The organism is Candidatus Symbiopectobacterium sp. NZEC127, assembly GCF_025962675.1.
Taxonomy (GTDB): Bacteria; Pseudomonadota; Gammaproteobacteria; order Enterobacterales; family Enterobacteriaceae; genus Symbiopectobacterium.
The window spans coordinates 948,753-964,317 of the sequence record NZ_JAGFPG010000001.1 but is presented as its reverse complement, the minus strand read 5'-3'; the positions used below and the strand labels follow the sequence as shown (position 1 = coordinate 964,317).

The following is a 15,565-nucleotide window of genomic DNA, read 5'->3' as shown; positions in this document are numbered from 1 at the left end:
TTAACCGCCAATAATGACCGTAGGGCATCCTAGCGTGATCGTTCCTCCGTGGCTGGTGGTGTCACCCATTCTTGCCGCAGGTTTCCCACCAATCATCACCGTGGCAGATCCTTTAACAATGGTCGATGGCGGCCCAACGCAGACGCAACTATCCCCAACGACTGCTGCGGGCAAAGATCCAATTAAGACCGTTGGTACGCTCGGTCCTATAATGGGGCCTCCAACGTGAGGAATTGGAGGAAACCCCGGGGTTACCATCGGACACACCTGTAAGTCCGTAATTCTTGCTGCAAAGGGCATATATCAACTCCGTTAATCGCTAATTAATTTTGACCAGGGCACCCTTGATGGTCGTCATTCCTGAGCATGAGAGTTCTGCGGTGGCATTTCCTTTCAGTGTTAATCCCGTATTGGCCTGCGCTGAAACATTTAACGCTGAAATTTTAGCGTCGCCAGTGGCCTTAATAGTGGTATCGCGACTGGAATCAATTTTTACCGACCCTTTGGCTGAGAGAGTTATATCTTTACTGCTGGTGATAGCAATGCCATCTTTATCCAGGCTTATCACATTACTATTCTGATCAGTCAGGGTAATGGATTTATCTTTATCACTAATCACGATGGAATTGCCGTTCGGTGTTTTTAACGTCATTACGCTATTTTCGTCGTCAAAAATAATTTTCATTTTACTTTTTGTGACGATGGTCTTGATATGGTTGTCTGACGTAATCTCTTCAGGCATTTTATTTTTACTGCTATACAGTGAGCCAAGAATAATGGGATTACTGGGATCCTGATTGATACAGCCAATAATCACTTCATCGCCCACTTCGGGAATGAAAAAGTTCCCGCACCCTGATGAAGCATAGTACGTGGCTAATCGTACCCAGATTAAATTAGCTTCGCTATTCAACGTTGGGATCTTTATCTGGATGCGATAATTTGAATCTGGATCGCCATCCAATTTTGTCACTACGCCGATTTGTAGCCCATCTACGGGCGGTAAATATCCTGAAGCGGGTGGGGCACCAATATCGCGGTGATCTGCCGACCACATCGCAGACATTCCCAACTCGGCCGTGGTAATCCACTGACCTTTCTCAATACTGTGGTGAATGCCACCAACATAATGTGGGCCGTTGTAACGTTCACCAACGCCAGCCAGTTCAAGTAAACTGTTAATCGTCGCGCTAGCGTTTCCCTGAAAAGTAACCCGGCCTCGAACTTTACTCAGCATGGCTTTAACCTGCTGACCACTAGCCCAGCGGGTTAGTGAATCTGCAGTTATGGTTGAGGCAGTTTGTAGGGTGTAATCGCTGATGCCTAATACCTTCGCTAAATCGGCGCTCGCGAAATTACCTTGCCCAGAGATAGACTGAGATGAACCGGTACCTGTCACCATGTTTTGCTTAGTAGAATCCCAAGAGGTAGCGGTGACAGAACTTAGCTGGTTTCGCGCATCCACTTTTGCAGAGAACGACATTAAATCCGTTCCATAGGTCACAACGAGGGCCGCCGTACCGCTTATTGCCGGTTTATCAACGGTAACTTTATTGGACTGGTTCGTGACTACAAAGCCATTGGCCTCAGCTCGCGTGAGGATAAAATCCCAGTCAGTGCTGTTGAACTGGACGAGTTCAGGGTAGGGGTCGGTAATGCTGCCGACGGAGCCTGTGATATTGGGGTATTTTGCGAGCAGGCTGCTAATGATTTTACTGTCAGACTTAGCGAGAAAACATTGGCTATGCTTGGCAATCGTCATCGCAATCGCCTGATCTTTACAAACAATATTGAGGAATGAGCTGTTATCCGCGGTGATTTCTATACCATGACTAATAATAATGCCTTCGAAAATAGTCTTTTCATCACTCGCATAGCCAGCAGAAATAGAAATGATTGATCCTGGTTTAAACGTATCGGCATCGCTAACATCAAAGCGTTGAGAGGGCATATCACCGTCGCTAACGGTTATCTCCGCTGTAGCAATATGATTTATTTGATAACGAACATGGATGGCGATAATGCCGATGGCGCTGTCAATCGCTTTGCCACCGACTTTAATGGTGTAGGTGGTTACGCCAGTACTACTATTCTTTAATGGAGAGATGGCCATAATTAATCCAATGTCTAAATTAAAGGTGGGAAGTAAAGTTTTGTGCCGGGTTTGATCTGTCTGGCACTGATCAAATTATTAGCCCGAGCAACCTCAATATAATAACTGCTGTTGTTATAGATCTTATGGCATAGCATGGGAAGCGTGTCTCCCGCTTTGAATTCAATGATATGTGTTAAGTCAGGGGAGGATTGTTTTTTTAAGGCACTTTTTTCTTGTTGAGTTAAATACTTTGCAAAGCTAAGTGATACCGTTGCCCGCAGTGGGTTACCAGAAGAATCAAAGAGAGAGTAATGAATACTGATAGCGGTTAAGCGACCCTGGAAGTTTACAGATGAACCCCATGCAATCACTACTGGATTAGGTTCATGCTGTTCACCATTGTAGGCGTAGGTCACTTTTTTAAGCGTGGCAAGTTGCTTCTGCACGGTGTTTGTACTCGTATTGCCGGTGACTCCTGTACCGTCGAGCAGCAGTTCGAAGTCCAATTTCTCGCTTTCATAGCCTTTAAACACCGTTGTTGGTGAGACATCACCTTGTTGCTGAGGGCCTTTATCCGTGTAAGAAATACCAAAATTATGCTTAATGCTATTAGGATTTAACGTTGCCGAAAATGTTTGGGCAACAGTTCCTTTAGACGTCACTGATTTAATTGTTATTTTTTCCATTCTGAATTCCCTTTGTTTAAATCACTTATCTTTCTCTTACTTCATCAGGCGACGTTATCAATTGGTAAGAGAGCGCTGTCTCAGGCTGATTTTCTTCAGAATCAACGCTTGACCTATCCGTGCCGAATGACGGGTTTTTATTATCGTCATTTATCGTTTTTGATTTAATCACAAGCTGTTTTATTTCTAATGGCACAGTTATAAGTTCCTTTTCAAATGATGAAAACAAATTTCAATCTCTTCAATGGCTATGTCATTTTGCGTTGCGTTGAAAGGTGCCATCTTCAGTTTTACTGGATATGCATTTGAGGCAGTCCAGCTTTTGCAGGTGGTTCCTTTCTCATTTAGCAAATTGATCGACACACTTTTCGTCAGAATCGGTTTTGATAGCTCATCATTCAAAATGCCAAGACACCAGGCAAGTAACTTAGATGTTTTATCCGTCACCGCTCTTTTTAGCGTTAAATTGCTACTTTTTATGGCCTTGGGCAGATGGTAAACCAGGTTATTTCCTCCCTCGCGATACTCTTCAGTTTCTATCTGGAACTCTAGTCCGGAGACTTCCTGAAAGGCTGTGTCATCGGCACAGCCACTGATAGAAACGCTGAAGTAGAAAGCCGTAAGAGGCCAGTCACCATCACCCTGAACTGCACCAGTGCCTTTTGAGGTCCCCATGATGATACTTTCTCTATCCCGGAAGTAAGGCTTTGCTCAATGAAAGAAATCAAACGGAGATTTCTAATCCTTCATGGGCCAGTTCAATGGTTTCAACTGCCACTTCATTACTGTCCGACTTTAAATCGGTGCCGGTAACTTTGGTGGGCCAGGCATTTTTTAATTTCCAGCTCATCACTGGCGCGCCACTTTCATCTAACAGGTTTATAGTGACGGCGGTGCGGGCGATCGTGTTCATTTTGATCTTCGAATACCAGGTGTAGAACTTATTATCACTTTTAAAAATACCTTTCTTAAGCGTGACGTTACCGCTTTTTATCAATCCGGGCATTTTTATGGTCGAAAATACCGGGCTATTACCCGCACGATATTCAATGGGCTGTGCTTCTAAATCAAGCCCTGATACTTCCTGAAATGCTGAAACCATTCCAGCGCCAGCACCGCCATCCCATTTCACTTCGAAATGAAATTTCGGCATTGGCCATACGGTTTCGGATTGAGCTGAGCCATCATCTGCCATGGGAGTCTCCTGAAAAGCTGTCCACGTAATATTCGACGATATTGAATGCTAACCACACAGTAATGCAGAGGTCAGAATCTAGGATTCCTGCATCTTTTGCTGGAAAGTGATTTCGATAAATTCAGCCGGGCGAACCATCGCGACCAACACGGTAATACGCAGAATACCTTCCAGAATATCGTTTCCGGTCATCGTTTTACCCAGACCAACGCTCACATTGTAAGCTTCACCTGGTGTGGAACCTGCTAACCCGCCTCGTTTCCAGATACCGTACAGGAAGTTACCCAGCATGCTTTCCATTGAGACCCAGGTATTGGCGACGTTGGGTTCGAAGACATACGCTTTTGAAGCAAGCTTAATGGACTCTTCTAACATAATCATCGTGCGCCTGACGTTGATATAACGCCAGTCTAAGCTATTGCCATCAAGCGTTCTGGCTCCCCAGACTAATGTGCCTTCACCGATAAACGGCCGAATAGCGTTGATCGATTTACCCTGTGTCGTAACGTTCAGATCTTCTTGTTCATCATCGCTGATATTAACAGTTGGAGAGACCACCGCATTGACACTGACGTTGGCTGGCGCTTTCCATACGCCGCGAGAGTTATCGACCATGGTATAAATACCGGCCATCGCCGCGGAGGGGGGCAGGATATTTTGCTGAAATTTAATGTCCGCCATAATAGTTTGGTATAACGGACTCATATTCGACAGAATCTTATGCAGCAGCACCGCATCAGGTCTCGATATTTCGCTGCTTAACTTAGCAATTTCATTGAGCATCGCTTGTTTTCGCGTCGCTCTCAGCTTGTTACCGCCCGTACTGAGTTCTTCTTCCGAAAGGCCTTCTAAGTCACTGAACATCGCAGCAACTTCGCCATTCAGTAGCTCTGCCAGCTTATCTACATTGCTGATGTTGAGGAAACTGACATCGCTGTCCTGCACGATAGAGGTGTTGAGCCAGGGGTAATAAGCGGAAGAGTAATCGAGATAATTGGTACCCAGTTTAGAACGGAAGTTTTCAACACAGTCGCCATCAGGATGCTGACGGTCTTTGTAACCGTTCCAGATATCTAAGATAGCCACTCGGTTTTTCATCTTGCCGCCGCAATGGCCGAGCATGGCCTGCTCGACGTTAATACAGTCGTCTTCTGCCAATTGTATTGCTTCAGGGATAATCAGCATGGTGGGTTCCGCTTCTTTAATCAGAGGCGTAATACCGCTTTTTAATGCGCCTGCATCGATATCATCGGAATAATTACCCACAGACACGATATAGCAAGGGCCGCCACCATTTTGAAAGAAAAAGAGCATGCTGTAGTAAAGATGATGGCGGGTGTTTGATTGAGTTATTTGGTAAGTTTTCCCTGCCTGCTTAAATGCCTCTTTGGTATTAGCATCAGGCGCGGCACCAATTTCGGATATTTCAAATAAGTGTTGTGGTTCTCCACCGAAATATTGCCGATATTCCGACATGGAAGTAATACGCCATCCTTGATTACTTAGCGATTTACCACCGTTATCCGCTTTCTCTGTATATCCAATAAACGCGGGAACCGCAGTGGAAACTTCAACAACAGAGTTTGGGAATGCGTTCTGCTCAACAATATATACGCCAGGTGTTTTCATTACGCCCATAGTTTGGACCTTCATGTAATTGATTGGCAACCATGCCCAACGGTTAACACACAGGAAAAAACGCTGTTAAGAAAGGCATTCAATAAGAACTATCTGATTAACAAGTGATATGTTTGGTATAGCGTTTGCTGTGTTTTCTGTCAACTGTTGATGTTGAGAAATTCAAGCGACATTATTCATCTTTACCAATATAGACTTTTCGCGGCACGGGTTGGTTTCTAGCGCCAACGAAAGGTGAAGGGTGTGTTTTAATGTATTGAAAATAATGAAAAATTTTTTCCTGTTGTGGCAGGGTAAATTTTATCATGCGATAAAAACGGCCAGAGCACGTGACGCAACTTAGAAATGATGCAACTGGTTTTTCCTGAAACCAATACCCCGGTATCACTGCGTTTCTGCTGGTCTGAAATTACCCTATAAAATCCTGATTAAACCATGTTTAAAGAGATAATGATTAAATTTTTTATGGTTTTAATCGCATAAAATTTCATGATTTATGCCCACCGATACGTATTCCTGCTTTATTCAGCGATTGTCACTTTGCGGTGCTTGCGTATGATTGCCATGAGAGGGTTACACATCATAGCGTTTTCAGTTGACATAGATGTGAGTGATAGATTTTTTTATCTCTTTGGCAATAAATATTGAAATATTATCTGGTGTAGGAAGTGGAAGGGATTTAATAATAACGTTCTTATCATCTGACAGTGAAAAGGGTTCTGTATAAACCTGCCTCAAGGGGATTTGATCGTTAGATAGAAAAACCCTTGCCGTTTTATTGGCGATCTGTTCATGCTCTTGCTCTGTGAATGCGTCGGAAATGGTGAGTTTTTTTGTGCCACTTAACGAAAATATATAATATTTCCAACAGGTCGAGATGGCGTTGAACCGAACCGTGATAGACTTTTTTTCTAAGGTTAAGTGGTGCTTTGGAAGACTGACGGTGAGTATGCTGATTAAATTTTTGTTATAAGTGGCAACCCCTTCGTAGGCAGTAGTTGCATTTAACTGATCTATATCAACCCACTGTTCTGCGCTGATATCAAGCGTTGCGCTATCTATAAATGCTGCCTTTATAGTTGAAATATCGAACATATTGGGCATTTGTGTGATGCTTCTGGTGACGGGGTCTGTGCTCACGAGATAGAACCTTAAGGCCAATTCATCGGTCAAATCGGCTAAATCAGCAAACTGTTCAGTATCGACAACCAGTTGTGTAAACCCTCGCGCGGATTTCAGCAGAATGCTGTATTGCCTGAGTAACCATGCGGTGTCCCGGTCGGGTATAAGATCAACAGGGGCTAATCCGTTGCTGTTTGCATTGTAATAATCATGCAAAACGCTAACTGCTAAGAACGATTGATAGTCTGCCATTTAATTCTCTCTTTTTGCCATCGTGGTAGCTGACAAATGGATGTTACCCACCTGAGACAGAATAGACTCACTATCCGGTATGAGTACTCTCACTCGATAATTACATGAGGGCAGGTAGTGTGAGCCGAATATTCCCCACATGTGATTAAGCTGATCACCCGGTATGGACTCCAGTTCCATGTTGATTTGTTCGATGTTTTTCGGGAGATCGGGAGAGTTCTGTCGATTGAAACTGCTAAGGCGGTTGAAGAATGCCAGGAAATGGGAAAGTACCTTTAACCCGTCTGAGTAATGGTTGGTACTAAAGTTAGCCGCGACTGTCACCGTCATGGTGATAAAAAGTGGTTGTGATGATACCGCCGTTCTATTGCTCATCGCGTTGAAATCTTGTCGATAACTTTTTGAAAATGCGTCTTTCTCAATGTTGCTAACGAAAACGAGGATCTTGTTTTGTATTTTAGGCGACTTTGAGCCATCGAGATCTGTTGGTGGCGAGACAATCACCAGATCATCGGCTAAATCAAAAACGTTCTTAACGGATTGGTTCATCCTTTCTTTTAAGTAATCTAAGCAGAGGTCTAGCATGGGATATTCCTGATTAAGAATAGGAAATGGCGTTCCCAATTGGGATTTTATAGCTATAGCGCATTTGTCGAGGGTTTTACAACCTTGAATGACGCTCTGTGGTTTTTTTAACAGGAGGATGTTTGATCTGATGACGTTGTTGTCCCTGTATCATTGCGATTTGCGCAATGTCTCTTCTCTCTGAAGATCAGTTACTGGAAGGATTGTTTAAAGACATTGCAAGTGTGACGACTATAAGAAACTGACTATAATTGAGTTGGAATTGTCGGTGAATGATAACCCGGCGTTAGAGCATGAAGCGGATGGTTTAGGGGCTCAAGCGTTGCAGAGTATTTATGGGAGTTAAAGAGCCCTCTTTTGATATAAAGATAGTCCAATTAAAGGTCACTTGTCGGCGATCTGGATGTTATAGGCTTTATTCATTGCCTATAACAATCACTGAAAAATAAATGGGTTGAGATATGTATGCACAAGTAGAGAAACCGAAGAAGAATATAAGTAAAAGGGTTGCTCAGAAGGAAAATAATGTAAAGCAAGGCGTTGGGTTTGTGGATAATAGACCAGAAGCTGTTGCTCAACGAAAACTGCAAGAGAACGTGATGAACAATAGTCCACACATTCAGCAGATAGATCAATTCCAGGACAACATTTCAAATCAACAGCAGCGTGCTATTCAGAAAGAAGAAAGTAATGGTTATTTTTCTGACTCTGCGGATGATACGTATGCAAGCAAAGATGAAAATGTTTCAACTACAGATAGAAAGCTAGCCGCGCACAAATGGGTTACTCAACAAATATCTGAAAGCGATCCTGATCCTGAGCAACTGAAACAGATATTGGAAGTAGCGGAATCAGATTTTAAACTGAGTGCAATTAGAGTACAGGGAGACGATCCTGGGAATTTGCAAATCGGCTATTTCGCCTCGCCAGGAGACTGGTTCAAATTAGCAGGGCGTAAGCTTATCGGTAACAATTTAAGCGACATAGGTATCGGGTTAGGTTACCGCATTGCAGGAATGATTCGTGGAAACGTTGAAGACAACAATAATAAAGCTTTACCTTTGTGGGGGCCGCTCACTGGGCGGGGATTTGGATCATTTATGCAGGTAAATGGTTTGAATTCAGGTAACCAACCTGATGGAAGCGGAACTGATTCCGATACCTTGAAGGCGAGTAACGCTTCATACAAATCATTGATGATGCGTCGAAACCTAGGCGGTCAATCTTACTATGTTGCCGGTCACTTACTTCGAGGAAAATTGGGTGGGCCTGGAGATGAATGGAAAAACCTTACTCCTCTCACTCAATCAACCAACAACCCATCAGCCGCCAGTCACCTGAATCAAGTTGAAGACAGTGTTCTAAACTTTGTTAAGGCAGGAAAAACAATTACTTATCGAGTACAGCCTGTTTATGGCCGATGGCCTTGGGAATGGCCTCGGTATTTTGCCAATATCATACGCTATGGTTGGACTCCTGAGTTGAATGAAGTAATGGCAACAGAGGATCATATTCCTACAGCCTTGAATTGCACTTGGTGGGTGCAAGGTGGTAAAGGTAGTTGGATTCCCTACTCAAGACACATCCGCCAATGGCGTTACACAAATGGCGAATCCTATGTTATTCAAACAAAAAATAACAGTCTTGTGAATTATGGAAACACGTTGGAGGTTTGGGATGTGTTACAAATTCCTGCAAAATTGGCAATTGGTGCCGCTTTGTGGAGCGCATTTCCCCTTCTTCCTGCTTTCGCTCTTTCGCCACATCTCCTTCGCGGACTTGCAGCCGAGGCAATAGTTGATTTACTTGGGCGAGGTGGAGACTTTCTACTAACTGAAGAAGGAGGCACGCGTATTGCTGCAAATCGTGCAGAAATTGGTCTTTTGACCGTTGCGGCTTCGACATTCGGCTTGCCACAAGTAACACTTCTAGATCCATTACTATCTTTAATAATTGGCAACCAAACCGCTCAGGCTCAATTTCTTTCCGATAACGAGTACGACCTGTCGGCAGTTATAGAATTTCTACAACAGAACGTGTTGGCGATACCAGGTTTTAGATATCTCTCTGCACGTTTACCAGAGGTTCAAATATTGAAAGGGATTGCTGTTGGAGCATTGGATGTCTTTCACACAAACCCAAATATCATCAGTAATATCGCAAATAAGTATGGTGGTACTTTGCCGAATAGGTGCGTGGCTAAAACGAAAGGTGGACAAGGCCCTCGCTGCAAAAATTCAATTTGTACAGAAGGGAGGATGGACAAGTCTTTTCTTTGTAATGTGCACCACCATTAGATGCGCATGCATTCTTCGTAACACTATTGTTTATAGAGGGATAGGAATACATCGTGCATAAAATCAATCCACCAGCTCTGATTAAGCGCCTCCGGTGGAACTCATGGCGCCGGGTTACGTACTGGCAAACGTTGTTTTCCTTTTCGACGAAAATTCAGTTTTAACAGACAATAAATACCACGAACTCGCTTATAATTTCATACGTTACCCTGTCTGTGAATGACCTGAAAACGCTTCTTAAAACCGTATTGCGAAAAGAAAAAATCCACGCAACGGCGTGGATTTTAGAGGTTTCATTAGTCTTCATGAGATGCGATGAGATCCCATGAGACAACAAAATCAAATTAGACGTTAAACAAGAAATTCATCACATCGCCATCTTTAACGATGTACTCTTTCCCTTCAGAACGCATTTTTCCTGCTTCTTTCGCGCCTTGCTCACCTTTGTAGGTGATAAAGTCTTCATAAGCGATGGTTTGCGCGCGGATAAAGCCTTTTTCAAAGTCGGTGTGGATTTTACCGGCGGCCTGTGGTGCCGTCGCGCCGACAGGGATGGTCCAGGCGCGCACTTCTTTTACGCCTGCGGTGAAGTAGGTTTGCAGACTAAGCAGCTCATAACCGGCGCGAATGACGCGGTTCAGGCCCGGCTCTTCGATGCCCAGTTCTGCCATAAATTCATCGCGGTCAGCGTCATCCAGTTCAGCAATATCCGATTCCACTGCGGCACAGACCGCCACCACCACGGAACCTTCTGCATCGGCGATTTCACGCACTTTATCCAGATAAGGATTATTCTCGAAACCGTCCTCGTTGACATTCGCGATATACATGGTCGGTTTTAGCGTCAGGAAACTGAGGTATTTGATGGCAGCCTTGTCTTCATCAGTCAAGGTTTTCAGCGCCCGCAGCATGCCCGCGTTTTCCAGTTGTGGCAGGCATTTTTCCAGTGCAGCTTGTTCCGCTTTCGCCTCTTTATCGCCACCTTTGGCTTTCTTTTGCACCCGGTGCAGTGCGCGTTCACAGGTATCCAGGTCGGAGAGTGCCAATTCAGTATTGATGACCTCGATGTCATCAGCAGGATCGACCCGATTGTTTACGTGAATGATGTTGTCGTTTTCGAAACAGCGCACCACGTGGCCGATCGCTTCCGTTTCACGGATGTTGGTCAGGAATTGGTTGCCCAGGCCTTCACCTTTCGATGCGCCTTTTACCAGACCCGCGATATCGACAAACTCCATCGTGGTGGGGAGAATACGCTGCGGTTTAACAATCTCGGCCAGCTTGTCCAAACGCGGATCGGGCATCGGCACCACGCCAGTGTTGGGCTCAATGGTGCAAAACGGAAAGTTGGCCGCTTCGATACCGGCTTTGGTCAGTGCATTGAACAGCGTAGATTTACCCACGTTAGGCAGCCCAACGATACCGCATTTGAATCCCATACTTTCATCACCTTAAATAGCTTATTAATCAGATGGTTATGCTTTTACATCTGAACAAATAAATACGTTGGCGCCAATTATACACGGAATGGCGCATTAACTCGAACCGCCTGCGCAGGAATCTCACTTCACGCAGGTTTATAGGCGTGCAGCCGATTCATTGCTTTAACCATATCGTCTTTCAGCAGAATCTCGGTGCAGCGAATGGCTTCGTCGATCGCACCGTCGATCAGCGTTTGTTCACTGGCGGGCGGTTTGCCCAGAACAAAGCCGGTTACCTTGCTTTTGTCGCCGGGATGGCCGATGCCAATGCGCAAACGGTGAAAGTTAGGGTTGTTGCCTAATTTGCTCATGATGTCTTTCAAGCCGTTGTGCCCGCCGTGCCCGCCACCCAGTTTCAGTTTGGCAACCCCCGGTAAAAGATCCAGTTCATCGTGTGCCACCAGAATTTCATCCGGTTGGATGCGGTAAAAGGTTGCCATTGCCGCCACCGCTTTACCGCTGAGATTCATAAAGGTGGTGGGCACCAGCAGGCGAACATCCTGACCGGCCAGGTTGAGGCGCGCGGTATAGCCGAAGAATTTGGCCTCTTCTTTAAGCGATTGCCGATAAGCCTCGGCCAACTGGTCAACGTACCAGGCACCGGCATTGTGGCGCGTGGCGGCGTATTCGGCTCCCGGATTCGCCAATCCGACGATTAATTTGATACTGCTCACGTTAAGTCCCAGATTTTGCGTCTCATGACGCCGATAAGAGAAAGTCAAACGCGTAGTTTACACAGGAGTAGGGCAGTGAAAAAGCCTTCAGCAGGTTGTTTGTCGCGCGTTGGATGAGCGTGCAGCAGAAAATGGCTGAAAATAATTTACTTTGGTAATAATTCAAATTTGTGATTAATTATATTCACCCGCGGTAAGCACTAAATGTAAAAAAACGTTTCTACACTTGCTTATCTGTGATCGCCTACGCAATACCTTATTGCCTACAGCGTCTATAATTAGATCAGAACAAGGACGGTTACGTAGCATTTTCATTTTTCCGATCGGTCACGTATTTTACCTGACCATTACAGGAGGTGACAGATGAAACGCAAAAATGCTGTCATGCTGGGCAACGTATTTATGGGCATCGGTATGGTGTTAATGGTCGGGGGGATCGCCTTCACCATCATCAGCCAATTACCGGAGCTGAACTTGCCCGCCTACTTTACCTATTTCGACCTGATGGCCATTTTCGCCGGTGCCATGACCTGGCTGGTCGGGGCGCGTATTGGCGGGCGTGAAGCCGTCGCCGATCGCTACTGGTGGGTGAAGCATTTCGACAAACGCTGCCGCCGTCAGCAACCCCATTCCTGATAATATCAGACGCCTGCTGTTTCGGCAGGCGTCGGGATGTTTTTTTCTTCTGGCAGAAAATACCCGCTTTGCGCGCAGAGCATTTTCTTCATGTGTTTTAGCTGAACCCGGTAATAATTATCGCCATTGTTCATCGGCGATATTATTGTCACGCTGAACGGTATTTTTCTTGCACCTAGCGCTACCCACGAGAAAATAAAAAACGCCACCCGAGGGTGACGTTTTGTTATAACAACAATTCGACAACAGAAATGGACGCAGTTGATTAATGTTCAAACATGGCAGAAATAGACTCTTCGTTGCTGATGCGGCGAATAGCCTCCGCCAGCATGCCCGACAGTGTCAATGTGCGCACGTTAGGCAGTGCTTTGATATTTTCCGACAGCGGAATGGTATCGCAGACGATCACTTCATCAATCACCGAATTCTTGATGTTGTCATACGCATTGCCGGAGAAAATCGGGTGAGTGGCATAAGCAAAGACGCGTTTGGCACCGCGTTCTTTTAATGCTTCTGCCGCTTTGCACAGTGTGCCACCGGTATCGATCATGTCGTCGACCAGAATACAGTCGCGCCCTGCGACATCACCGATGATGTGCATCACTTGAGAGACGTTGGCGCGCGGACGACGTTTGTCGATGATCGCCATGTCAGTGTCGTTCAGCAGTTTGGCAATGGCACGTGCACGCACAACGCCGCCGATATCCGGGGAAACCACGATGGGGTTTTCCAGGTTCTGCTGCAACATGTCTTCCAGCAGAATCGGGCTGCCGAAAACGTTATCGACCGGAACGTCAAAGAAGCCTTGAATCTGTTCTGCGTGCAGGTCCACGGTCAGGACACGGTCAACCCCAACGCTTGACAGAAAGTCAGCGACCACTTTGGCGGTGATCGGCACACGCGCAGAACGCACACGGCGGTCTTGGCGAGCATAGCCGAAATAGGGGATAACGGCGGTAATACGTCCCGCTGACGCGCGGCGTAGAGCATCGACCATCACAACCAGCTCCATCAGGTTGTCATTGGTTGGTGCACAGGTGGACTGGATGATGAAAATGTCGCCACCACGAACATTTTCATTGACTTGCACGCTGACTTCACCGTCGCTAAAGCGACCTACAGCGGCGTCTCCCAGGCTGGTGTATAAACGGTTGGCAATACGTTGCGCTAGTTCGGGGATAGCGTTACCAGCAAAAAGCTTCATATCAGGCACGAGAAGAACCTCAGGCTTGCGTCCAGAGAAATATTGTACCCGGTGTCTCGAGGGCGATGCGAGGCAGCAGGTAAAATATGCATACGGGTGTATGAGTTAAGCGTTGAACTTAATGCATAAACCCGCCATACGGGGTAAAAATTTTTCAACGCTTAACGTTGCCCGGAAAGCACACGGTGCAGCGGCGAGGTGTTCACGCCACGCGCAACAAAACCGTTCAGCGTTTCCGGGGCCTGGTCAAGCACCTGACGGGCGGCGGATTCTGTGTCGAATTCGGCAAACACACAAGCTCCCGTTCCTGTCAGGCGCGCCGGTGCGTATTCTAGCAGCCAAGAAAGTCGCTGTTCAACCTCGCGAAAACGTTTTCTTACGGTAGATTCACAATCATTGACGAAGGTCTGTTTTTGTAGCTCATCCAATGAGCGTACCGGTGTGTTGCGCGGTAAGTCCGGATCGCCAAATACCAGCGGGGTCGGAATGGTGACGCCGGGATGCACTACCAGATACCATTTTTCCGGCGGAGAGGCGGGTGTCAGTATCTCACCGACGCCCTCGGCGAAGGCGGCGTGCCCGCGAACAAACACCGGCACATCCGCGCCGAGTTGTAATCCCAGTTGTGCCAGCGTGTCCTCATCCAGGCCGCACTGCCACAGGTGATTGAGCGCAACCAGCACCGTGGCGGCGTTCGAGGAACCGCCTCCCAGACCGCCGCCCATTGGCAGACGTTTATCGATGGCGATATCGGCACCGTTATGTGTCAGTTGGCGCCCCTGCTCATGGCAATAGGTCTGTAACAGCCTTGCCGCGCGCACCGCCAGGTTGGTGTCGTCAGGCACACCGGGCAAAGGGGTGAGTAGCTGGATAACACCGTCGTTACGTAACCTGATGTCGACGGTGTCGCCATAATCCAGAAACTGAAACAGCGTTTGCAACAGGTGATACCCGTCGGCGCGCTGGCCGGTGATATAGAGAAACAAGTTGAGTTTGGCCGGGGAGGGCCACTGCGTCAGTTGTGCCGCATCGCTCATGCTTATTGCACCGTCCAGTTATTCATTTTCAGCTTGATGCGTTGCTCGCCCTGCGTCAGTTCCAGCGCGTTGGGCAGGGTGGGCATGACGCTTTCATCGTAGCCGAGGTATTTCACTTCCCACGTCAGGCCGTTTTGCACCAGCGTTGCCGTGCTGAGCCGTGCGTGCTCATCCAACGTAAATTGCTGCGCCTCTCCCGGCAGGCCAATCATCCATTGGCGCAGATTGGTCAACGGGATACGCATTCCGGTCAACTGAGACAGCATGTACTCGGCATCTTTGCCGATATAACGTTTACCTTGCCCGTCGGTGATTTGAATGCCATCGGGTTGCGCGCGCAGTTCCAGTTCCGTGCCGCCGAACGGATTGGTCAGCAGCAGACGGTAGCGCTGCGCAGAGGACTCTTGCCAGAAAAAGTTGGCCGACAGTTTTTTGCTATCGGAGAGATAGGCAAATGCGCCACGGGTCTGATACTGGCTTAATTGCTGTACCTGCTGCTTATGTTGTAACCAGGCTGGAGAATCCGACGTTGCGCTGGGACCAGAGGGTTTGGTCAGTGTACAGGCAGTCAGCAGCAAGCTGGCTAAAGGCAGAAACCGTAAGGCGCGGGCGGTGTGACGTAACATGTTGCATATATCCTATTAAGGGTAGAAAAACCCCGTC

The 15,565-nt window shown here is 46.7% G+C and carries 16 protein-coding genes and 1 pseudogene; 2 read left to right on the top strand and 15 right to left on the bottom strand.

Annotation, left to right across the window (positions count from 1 at the left end):
• The 8 genes from J5069_RS04560 to J5069_RS04525 form a co-directional block, all read right to left on the bottom strand.
• The gene (locus J5069_RS04560) at nucleotides 1-300 is read right to left on the bottom strand and encodes a PAAR domain-containing protein (protein ID WP_264642731.1); all 300 of its coding nucleotides are present in this window, start codon (nucleotides 298-300) and stop codon (nucleotides 1-3) included.
• Nucleotides 301-319: 19 nt separating this feature from the next.
• Nucleotides 320-2,113 (bottom strand): type VI secretion system tip protein VgrG, encoded by a 1,794-nt coding sequence (gene vgrG, locus J5069_RS04555; RefSeq protein ID WP_264642730.1) that lies wholly within the window; start codon nucleotides 2,111-2,113, stop codon nucleotides 320-322.
• A 14-nt stretch (nucleotides 2,114-2,127) separates the two neighbouring features.
• Nucleotides 2,128-2,781, bottom strand: coding sequence for a CIS tube protein (locus tag J5069_RS04550; RefSeq protein ID WP_264642729.1), 654 nt, complete (start codon nucleotides 2,779-2,781; stop codon nucleotides 2,128-2,130).
• 198 nt (nucleotides 2,782-2,979) lie between these two features.
• Nucleotides 2,980-3,456, bottom strand: coding sequence for a phage tail protein (locus tag J5069_RS04545; protein WP_264642728.1), 477 nt, complete (start codon nucleotides 3,454-3,456; stop codon nucleotides 2,980-2,982).
• Nucleotides 3,457-3,505: 49 nt separating this feature from the next.
• The gene (locus J5069_RS04540) at nucleotides 3,506-3,976 is read right to left on the bottom strand and encodes a phage tail protein (RefSeq protein ID WP_264642727.1); all 471 of its coding nucleotides are present in this window, start codon (nucleotides 3,974-3,976) and stop codon (nucleotides 3,506-3,508) included.
• A gap of 78 nt (nucleotides 3,977-4,054) precedes the next feature.
• Entirely contained in the window at nucleotides 4,055-5,614 is a 1,560-nt protein-coding gene (locus tag J5069_RS04535; RefSeq protein ID WP_264642726.1) for a phage tail sheath family protein, read from the bottom strand.
• Nucleotides 5,615-6,205: 591 nt separating this feature from the next.
• Nucleotides 6,206-6,988 (bottom strand): hypothetical protein, encoded by a 783-nt coding sequence (locus J5069_RS04530; protein ID WP_264642725.1) that lies wholly within the window; start codon nucleotides 6,986-6,988, stop codon nucleotides 6,206-6,208.
• The gene (locus tag J5069_RS04525; RefSeq protein WP_264642724.1) at nucleotides 6,989-7,573 is read right to left on the bottom strand and encodes a DUF4255 domain-containing protein; all 585 of its coding nucleotides are present in this window, start codon (nucleotides 7,571-7,573) and stop codon (nucleotides 6,989-6,991) included.
• Nucleotides 7,574-8,034: 461 nt separating this feature from the next.
• On the opposite strand from J5069_RS04525, the gene J5069_RS04520 reads away from it, so the two are divergent.
• On the top strand, nucleotides 8,035-9,870 hold the full coding sequence (locus tag J5069_RS04520; RefSeq protein ID WP_264642723.1) for a DNA/RNA non-specific endonuclease: 1,836 nt from the start codon (nucleotides 8,035-8,037) through the stop codon (nucleotides 9,868-9,870).
• 104 nt (nucleotides 9,871-9,974) lie between these two features.
• Here the strand turns inward: J5069_RS04520 and J5069_RS04515 are convergent.
• The 3 genes and pseudogenes from J5069_RS04515 to pth form a co-directional block, all read right to left on the bottom strand.
• A pseudogene (locus J5069_RS04515) lies at nucleotides 9,975-10,127 on the bottom strand (IS3 family transposase); the annotation flags it as partial.
• 87 nt (nucleotides 10,128-10,214) lie between these two features.
• Nucleotides 10,215-11,309 (bottom strand): redox-regulated ATPase YchF, encoded by a 1,095-nt coding sequence (gene ychF, locus J5069_RS04510; protein WP_264642722.1) that lies wholly within the window; start codon nucleotides 11,307-11,309, stop codon nucleotides 10,215-10,217.
• A gap of 128 nt (nucleotides 11,310-11,437) precedes the next feature.
• Entirely contained in the window at nucleotides 11,438-12,025 is a 588-nt protein-coding gene (gene pth / locus J5069_RS04505) for an aminoacyl-tRNA hydrolase (RefSeq protein ID WP_264642721.1), read from the bottom strand.
• Nucleotides 12,026-12,388: 363 nt separating this feature from the next.
• On the opposite strand from pth, the gene ychH reads away from it, so the two are divergent.
• Nucleotides 12,389-12,661 carry a stress-induced protein YchH gene (gene ychH, locus J5069_RS04500; protein WP_222160621.1) on the top strand — a complete coding sequence of 91 codons (273 nt, stop codon included), beginning with the start codon at nucleotides 12,389-12,391 and terminating at the stop codon, nucleotides 12,659-12,661.
• A gap of 5 nt (nucleotides 12,662-12,666) precedes the next feature.
• Here ychH and J5069_RS04495 read toward each other — a convergent pair whose 3' ends face one another.
• The 4 genes from J5069_RS04495 to lolB all read right to left on the bottom strand — a co-directional run bounded on the left by J5069_RS04495 (nucleotide 12,667) and on the right by lolB (nucleotide 15,528).
• Nucleotides 12,667-12,795 (bottom strand): hypothetical protein, encoded by a 129-nt coding sequence (locus J5069_RS04495; RefSeq protein ID WP_264642720.1) that lies wholly within the window; start codon nucleotides 12,793-12,795, stop codon nucleotides 12,667-12,669.
• 131 nt (nucleotides 12,796-12,926) lie between these two features.
• A complete protein-coding gene (gene prs, locus J5069_RS04490; RefSeq protein ID WP_195313487.1) occupies nucleotides 12,927-13,874 on the bottom strand; it encodes a ribose-phosphate diphosphokinase in 948 nt (315 codons plus the stop codon).
• A gap of 152 nt (nucleotides 13,875-14,026) precedes the next feature.
• Nucleotides 14,027-14,902, bottom strand: a complete 876-nt coding sequence (gene ispE / locus J5069_RS04485; protein WP_264642719.1) for a 4-(cytidine 5'-diphospho)-2-C-methyl-D-erythritol kinase — start codon at nucleotides 14,900-14,902, stop codon at nucleotides 14,027-14,029.
• 2 nt (nucleotides 14,903-14,904) lie between these two features.
• Nucleotides 14,905-15,528 (bottom strand): lipoprotein insertase outer membrane protein LolB, encoded by a 624-nt coding sequence (gene lolB / locus J5069_RS04480; RefSeq protein ID WP_264642718.1) that lies wholly within the window; start codon nucleotides 15,526-15,528, stop codon nucleotides 14,905-14,907.
• Between the last annotated feature and the right edge of the window lie 37 nt (nucleotides 15,529-15,565).